Raw genomic sequence first — 6477 nt, forward strand, 5'->3', positions numbered from 1 at the left:
GGCAGGCCGGCATGACCCGGGTGCTCGTGGTCGACGACGAGCCGCAGATCGTACGTGCCCTCGTGATCAACCTGAAGGCGCGCAAGTACGAGGTGGACGCGGCCCCCGACGGCGCGACGGCGCTCCAGCTGGCCGCCGCCCGCCACCCCGACGTGATCGTGCTCGACCTCGGTCTGCCCGACATGGACGGCGTGGAGGTCATCAGGGGCCTGCGCGGCTGGACCCGCGTCCCGATCCTCGTCCTGTCCGCCCGGCACAGCTCGGACGAGAAGGTCGAGGCGCTGGACGCGGGCGCCGACGACTACGTGACCAAGCCGTTCGGCATGGACGAGCTGCTCGCCAGGCTGCGCGCCGCCGTCCGCAGGGCCGAGCCGACCGGCGCGGGTGAGGACGACATCATGGTCGACACCGAGGACTTCTCCGTCGACCTGGCCGCCAAGAAGGTCAACCGCGACGGGCGCGACGTGCGCCTGACCCCGACCGAGTGGCACCTCCTGGAGGTCCTCGTCCGCAACACCGGCCGTCTGGTCAGCCAGAAACAGCTGCTCCAGGAGGTGTGGGGGCCCTCCTACGGCACGGAGACCAACTACCTGCGCGTCTACATGGCCCAGCTGCGCCGCAAGCTGGAGGCGGACCCGGCGCATCCGCGCCACTTCATCACCGAGCCGGGCATGGGGTACCGCTTCGAGCGTTGAGTTCCGCCGCGAGCGGGCATAAGCACAGATGAGCGCACCCCTTTCCCGCGTGTCGGTGCCCCCCGGTAGGCTTCCTGTATGAGTGCTGTTCCTGGTTCCGATAAGCCGGCAGGCCGTTTCCGGCGCATGCTCGACCGGCTGTCCTCCTCGCAGGAGGATCTGGAGTCGGAGGAGCTGCGTGAGGACGCCGAGACGGCCGGCTGCGTCCGCATCGGCGACTGCCAAGACCGCCAGATAGTCACCGTTACTGGTACCTTGCGCACGGTCACCCTGCGACCACGCGCCGGGGTCCCCGCGCTGGAGGCCGAGCTGTTCGACGGCTCCGCGGCGCTGGACGTGGTGTGGCTCGGCAGGCGCTCCATCGTAGGAATTGAGCCGGGGCGCAAGCTGATCGCATCGGGCCGGATCTCGTTGAGCCGGGGCCGCCGGGTGCTCTTCAACCCCAAGTACGAACTCAGACCGCTCGGACGGGAGTAGCCGGTGACGTCCCTCGACAAGCCGACGGACCAAGGGAAACCGGATCAGGTCGACACCGATTCCAGGGCGGTGACCGACACCGATTCCAGGGCCGTGACCGAGGCAGCGCTCTTCGAGGCCTTCGGCGGCGTGCGGGGCATGGTGGAGACGGTCGTTCCCGGCCTGCTCTTCGTGACCATCTTCACGATCAACAAGGACCTGCACATGGCGGCCATCGCCGCCCTCGCGGTCTCCGTGGTGCTCGTGGTGGTCCGCCTGGTCATGAAGGACACCGTCAAGCACGCCTTCAGCGGCGTCTTCGGGGTCGCCTTCGGCGTGGTCTTCGCGATGATGACCGGCAACGCCAAGGACTTCTACCTGCCGGGCATGCTCTACACCCTGGGCCTCGCCCTGGCCTACATCATCACGACCCTCGCGGGCGTCCCGCTGATCGGCCTGATCCTCGGCCCGGTCTTCAAGGAGAACCTCTCCTGGCGCACCCGCAACCCCGGCCGCAAGAAGGCGTACGCGAAGGCGAGCTGGGCCTGGGGCCTGATTTTGCTCGCCAAGTGCGCGATCCTCTTCCCGCTGTACTGGTGGGCGGACACCACGCAGTTCGGCTGGGTCCTGGTCGCCCTGAAGATCCCGCCCTTCCTGCTCGCCGTCTACCTCACCTGGGTCTTCCTGTCGAAGGCCCCACCGCCGATCGATGTCTTCGCCGAGATGGAAGCCGCCGAGAAGGCGGAGAAGGACCGCAAGGCCGCGGAGCGCGCCCCGTAAGGGGCCCGGGGAACTGCGCGCCCGGCCACGACGGCCCCGCGGAGAACATACGCAGTTGGGGGCGCCCGGTAACTACCGGGCGCCCCCAACTGCGTACCGCAAAAACCGCTAGCTCTCCCGACGCACCGAAAGCAGATCCTCCAGCTGCTCCTCACGCGCCTGCGCGGCCACGAAGAGAAGCTCGTCACCCGCCTCGAGGGAGTCATCCGGCGTCGGCGCCAGAACACGCGTACCGCGGATGATCGTCACCAGCGAGGTGTCCTCGGGCCACTGCACGTCGCCGACGAGCGTGCCGGCGAGGGCCGACTCGGGCGGCAGCGTCAGCTCGACGAGGTTCGCGTCGCCGTGGCTGAAGCGCAGCAGCCGGACGAGATCGCCGACGCTCACCGCCTCCTCGACGAGCGCGGACATCAGCCGCGGCGTGGAGACGGCGACATCGACGCCCCAGGACTCGTTGAAGAGCCACTCGTTCTTGGGGTTGTTCACACGGGCGACGACCCGCGGGACGCCGTACTCCGTTTTGGCGAGCAGGGAGACGACGAGGTTGACCTTGTCGTCGCCGGTCGCGGCGATCACGACGTTGCAGCGCTGGAGCGCGGCCTCGTCGAGGGAGGTGATCTCGCAGGCGTCGGCGAGCAGCCACTCGGCCTGCGGGACGCGCTCGACGGAGATGGCCGTCGGCGCCTTGTCGACGAGAAGGACCTCGTGGCCGTTCTCAAGCAGCTCACCGGCGATGGAGCGGCCCACCGCGCCGGCTCCGGCAATGGCGACCCTCATCAGTGACCGCCCTCCTCGGGGCCTTCGGCGAACGCCGCTTCGACCTTGTCGACCTGATCGGTGCGCATCATCACGTGCACCAGGTCACCCTCTTGCAGGACCGTCTGCGAGGTCGGCAGGACCGCCTCGCCCAGCCGGGTGAGGAAGGCCACGCGTACGCCGGTCTCCTCCTGGAGCTGGCTGATCTTGTGCCCGATCCAGGCGGCGGAGGCGTGCACCTCGGCGAGCTGTACGCCACCGGTGGGGTCGCGCCACAGCGGCTCGGCCCCCGAGGGGAGCAGCCGGCGCAGCATCTGGTCGGCCGTCCAGCGGACCGTGGCGACCGTGGGGATGCCGAGGCGCTGGTAGACCTCGGCGCGGCGCGGGTCGTAGATGCGGGCCGCGACGTTCTCGATGCCGAACATCTCGCGGGCGACGCGCGCGGCGATGATGTTCGAGTTGTCGCCGCTGCTGACGGCGGCGAAGGCGCCCGCCTCCTCGATGCCGGCTTCGCGCAGGGTGTCCTGGTCGAAGCCGACGCCGGTGACGCGGCGGCCGCCGAACCCGGAGCCCAGGCGGCGGAAGGCCGTGGGGTCCTGGTCGACCACGGCGACCGTGTGCCCCTGATGTTCCAGGGTCTGCGCGAGAGCGGAACCGACTCTCCCGCAGCCCATGATGACGATGTGCACGACCGTCCTTCCGGCTGTGTCAATACTCTGTGCTCAGGCTGAACGGTAAAAGCGTCTCAGACCGGAGCCCAAGCTACACACGCGCGGTCCGCCGGGGGCACCCCCGTGCACGTCCCGGACGGGCGGCCGGCGCTCAGTCCACGCTGCGCAGCAGCCCCTCGACGGTCTGCAGCCGGTGGCCAAGCTCGACGAGCTGCAAGCGGGTCGCCTCCTGCTCCGACCTGGCGCGTTCGACCGCCTCGCGGTAGTGCTGCATGGCCTCGGCGTACTGCCGGTCGCGCTCGCGGTTGCGCTGCGACTGGAAGTAGGCGACGGCGACGATCGCGCCGGCGAGTATCAGGAAAAATGCGACCGGGATGATCACGTCGTCCACTAGGACGTCCCCTCTGCTGAGTGCTGTCCGTCGTCGCCCGTCTGACCCTCGCGGACGGCCGCGGTGATCGTATCCACGTTCAACCGCACGTCGAACGGCGCGAGTTCGAAGTACTTGAGCGCCTTGCCGTCGTCGGAGAGCTCCAGGCGGCCGACGACGAGGCCTGCCTTCTCCATGCGCTCCAGGTGCATATAGAGCAGGGGGCGGGAGACCCCGAGCCGCCGGGCCAGTTCGCTGACATACAGCTGACCGGAGGCCAGCTCGCCGATGATCCGGATGCGCTGGGCGTGGCCGACCGCCGCGAGAAAAGCCAGCAGCTCCTCGCTGTCCATGGTCCGCCTTCGCGCTGGTCCCGATACCTGTCAGTCAAGGCTTACGTATGACGGGTTCCGCTGTCAATCCGCTTGCTCCCAGTCTCGAATGACAGTTGACGGTTCGTTCCTTCACCTGTCAGTCTCCGCTTACACATGACAACCAAGAGACGGGGGAGTGGGAATGAGAAAGCGATCGGTCACGGTGCGCGTGGCCCGTTGGAGCGCGCTGCACCCATGGCGGGCGATCATCGGCTGGCTGGTCTTCGTGGCGCTGTGCCTCGGGGGCGGGATCGCCGCGGGGATGAACAGCGCCACCACGGAGGACTTCCGCGTCGGCGAGGCGGGCCGGGCCGAGGCGCTGGCGAGCGAGGGCGGCGTCCAACTGAGGCCCACGGAGCAGGTGCTGATCCGGGCGGCGTCCGGACGGCCGGCACCGCTGGACGAGGCGAAGGCCGAAGCCGCCGTGCGTGACGTCACCGCCCGCATGAAGGCCCTGCCCGAGGTCGCCTCGGTCGCGGCCCCGGTCCGCTCCGCCGACGGCCGCGTACTGCGGATCCAGGTGGAGCTGCACGGTTCCGAGCAGGACGGCAAGGAGAACGTGGTCCCGCTGCGGGCCCAGACCGAGAAGGCCGCGAAGGTCCACCCCGAGCTGGTGATCGAGGAGACCGGCGACGCCTCCGTCAGCAAGGGCGTCAACGACCAGCGTGGCGAGGACCTTGCCTTCTCCGAGGCGATCACACTGCCCATCACGCTGATCACGCTGGCCGTCGTCTTCGGCTCGGTCGTGATGGTCGGCGTACCGCTGCTGCTCGCGATCACCTCGATCATGGCGACGATGGGCCTGGCGATGCTGGCCTCGCACCTGCTGCCCGACACGGGCGTCGGGATGAGCATGATCCTGCTCATCGGCATGGCCGTCGGCGTCGACTACACGCTCTTCTACCTCAAGCGCGAGCGCGAGGAACGGGCACGGGCGGGTGGCAAGCTCACCTCGGCGGCGCTCGTCGAGGCCGCCGCCGCGACGGCCGGCCGCGCGATCGTCGTCTCCGGGCTCGCCGTGATCGTCTCCACCACCGCGCTCTTCCTCGCCCGTGACGTCATCTTCGACTCGCTCGCCACCGGCACCATCCTGGTCGTCGCCGTCGCGGTGGTCAGCTCGGTGACGGTACTGCCGGCGCTGCTCGTCGCGCTCGGGCGGCGTACGGATCGCCGGGCGGCCAGGCGCCTGGCGAAGGGCAAGCCGGTGCGCACGTACGGGGAGAAGGGGCCGGGCCGCGTCTGGCACGCCCTGCTGACGCCCGCCCGCAGGCGGCCCGCCCTCACCCTGTGCCTCTCGGTGCTCGTCATGCTGGGGCTCGCGCTGCCCGCGCTGACCATGAACCTCAAGAACCCCGCGCGGGACAGCTTCTCGCGGGAGATACCGGCGATGAAGGGGTATGACCGGCTGCTCGACGCCTTCCCCGAGCTGCGGATCCGGCATCTCGTCGTGGTGCGCGCCGACGCCTCGCAGGCCGCTGAGGTGCGGCGGGCGCTGACGGCGCTCGACCGGGCGGCGCAGGCCGACCCGCTCTTCTCGCACCCGTCGGGTTCGCCCCTTCTCCGCTCCTCCGAGGACCAAAGGACCACGACCCTGGAGCTGAACGCCCCGCACCCCACGTACTCGAAGAAGGCCGAGGACTCACTCGCCCACCTGCGCGACACCTACCTGCCCGCCACCGTCGGCAAGCTGCCCGGCGTCGAGACGGCCGTCACCGGCGAGGTCCCGCGCGGCACCGACTACGTGGCGCACCAGAACGAGAAGCTGCCGCTCGTCCTCGGCTTCCTGCTCCTGATGACGTTCGCCATGACGGTCTACGCGTTCCGCTCGGTCGTCCTCGGGCTGCTCGGCGTCGGGCTCAACCTGCTCTCCGCGGCCTCCGCGCTCGGACTGCTCGTCCTCGTCTTCCAGGGCACCTGGGCCGAGGGGCCGCTCTCGTTCGTCTCGCTCGGCGGGATCTCCTCGCGCGTACCGCTCTTCCTCTTCGTGATCCTCTTCGGGCTCTCCATGGACTACCAGGTCTTCGTGGTCAGCCGGATCCGCGAGGCCGCCCTGAACGGCGTGCCCACCCGGCAGGCCGTCCTCGACGGCATCGCGTCCTCCGCCAAGGTCGTCACCAGCGCGGCGCTCGTCATGGTCACCGTCTTCGCGAGCTTCGTGATGCTGCACATCCTGGAGATGAAGCAGATGGGGTTCGTGCTCGCGGCGGCCGTCCTGCTCGACGCGTTCGTGATCCGCGTCATGATCCTTCCGGCCGCGCTGCTCCTGCTCGGCCGCGCCACCTGGTGGCCGTCGCGCGCGGTCCGGCGCGCGGAGGCACGGGCCGCCGACCCGTATGTGAGGCCTTCTGACGGGGTTTCCGGGGGCTGGGCCGAGG

The 6477-nt window shown here is 69.6% G+C and carries 8 protein-coding genes; 4 read left to right on the top strand and 4 right to left on the bottom strand.

Translation table 11 applies throughout. The annotated features are described in order from the left end of the window. Nucleotides 1-11: 11 nt before the first annotated feature. From GKQ77_RS05190 to GKQ77_RS05200, 3 genes are all read left to right on the top strand, one after another. Nucleotides 12-695 (top strand): response regulator, encoded by a 684-nt coding sequence (locus tag GKQ77_RS05190; RefSeq protein WP_219687514.1) that lies wholly within the window; start codon nucleotides 12-14, stop codon nucleotides 693-695. A gap of 78 nt (nucleotides 696-773) precedes the next feature. Next, nucleotides 774-1172, top strand: coding sequence for an OB-fold nucleic acid binding domain-containing protein (locus GKQ77_RS05195; protein WP_219687515.1), 399 nt, complete (start codon nucleotides 774-776; stop codon nucleotides 1170-1172). 3 nt (nucleotides 1173-1175) lie between these two features. Continuing rightward, nucleotides 1176-1931, top strand: coding sequence for a DUF3159 domain-containing protein (locus tag GKQ77_RS05200; RefSeq protein ID WP_219687516.1), 756 nt, complete (start codon nucleotides 1176-1178; stop codon nucleotides 1929-1931). A gap of 108 nt (nucleotides 1932-2039) precedes the next feature. Here GKQ77_RS05200 and GKQ77_RS05205 read toward each other — a convergent pair whose 3' ends face one another. The 4 genes from GKQ77_RS05205 to GKQ77_RS05220 form a co-directional block, all read right to left on the bottom strand. After that, nucleotides 2040-2708: a potassium channel family protein gene (locus tag GKQ77_RS05205; protein ID WP_219687517.1), complete on the bottom strand. Its 669-nt coding sequence runs from the start codon at nucleotides 2706-2708 to the stop codon at nucleotides 2040-2042. Then, nucleotides 2708-3376, bottom strand: a complete 669-nt coding sequence (locus GKQ77_RS05210; protein ID WP_219687518.1) for a potassium channel family protein — start codon at nucleotides 3374-3376, stop codon at nucleotides 2708-2710. The genes GKQ77_RS05205 and GKQ77_RS05210 overlap by 1 nt, the downstream gene beginning before the upstream one ends. Nucleotides 3377-3509: 133 nt before the next feature. After that, on the bottom strand, nucleotides 3510-3749 hold the full coding sequence (locus GKQ77_RS05215) for a hypothetical protein (RefSeq protein WP_125515556.1): 240 nt from the start codon (nucleotides 3747-3749) through the stop codon (nucleotides 3510-3512). Next, entirely contained in the window at nucleotides 3749-4081 is a 333-nt protein-coding gene (locus GKQ77_RS05220) for an ArsR/SmtB family transcription factor (protein ID WP_219687519.1), read from the bottom strand. The genes GKQ77_RS05215 and GKQ77_RS05220 overlap by 1 nt, the downstream gene beginning before the upstream one ends. Nucleotides 4082-4244: 163 nt before the next feature. Here GKQ77_RS05220 and GKQ77_RS05225 point away from each other — a divergent pair. After that, nucleotides 4245-6477, top strand: a 2233-nt coding sequence (locus GKQ77_RS05225) for an MMPL family transporter (protein WP_219687520.1), incomplete at its 3' end; no start/stop codon positions are given.

The sequence above is a fragment of the Streptomyces anatolicus genome (assembly GCF_019400875.1).
GTDB classification, from domain to species: Bacteria; Actinomycetota; Actinomycetes; order Streptomycetales; family Streptomycetaceae; genus Streptomyces; species Streptomyces anatolicus.

What these genes read in the sequence shown, in the direction of transcription:
- GKQ77_RS05190 (WP_219687514.1), top strand. Translation starts at nt 12, where the DNA reads ATGACCCGGGTGCTCGTGGTCGACGACGAGCCGCAGATCGTACGTGCC.
- GKQ77_RS05195 (WP_219687515.1), top strand. Translation starts at nt 774, where the DNA reads ATGAGTGCTGTTCCTGGTTCCGATAAGCCGGCAGGCCGTTTCCGGCGC.
- GKQ77_RS05205 (WP_219687517.1), bottom strand. Translation starts at nt 2,708, where the DNA reads ATGAGGGTCGCCATTGCCGGAGCCGGCGCGGTGGGCCGCTCCATCGCC.
- GKQ77_RS05220 (WP_219687519.1), bottom strand. Translation starts at nt 4,081, where the DNA reads ATGGACAGCGAGGAGCTGCTGGCTTTTCTCGCGGCGGTCGGCCACGCC.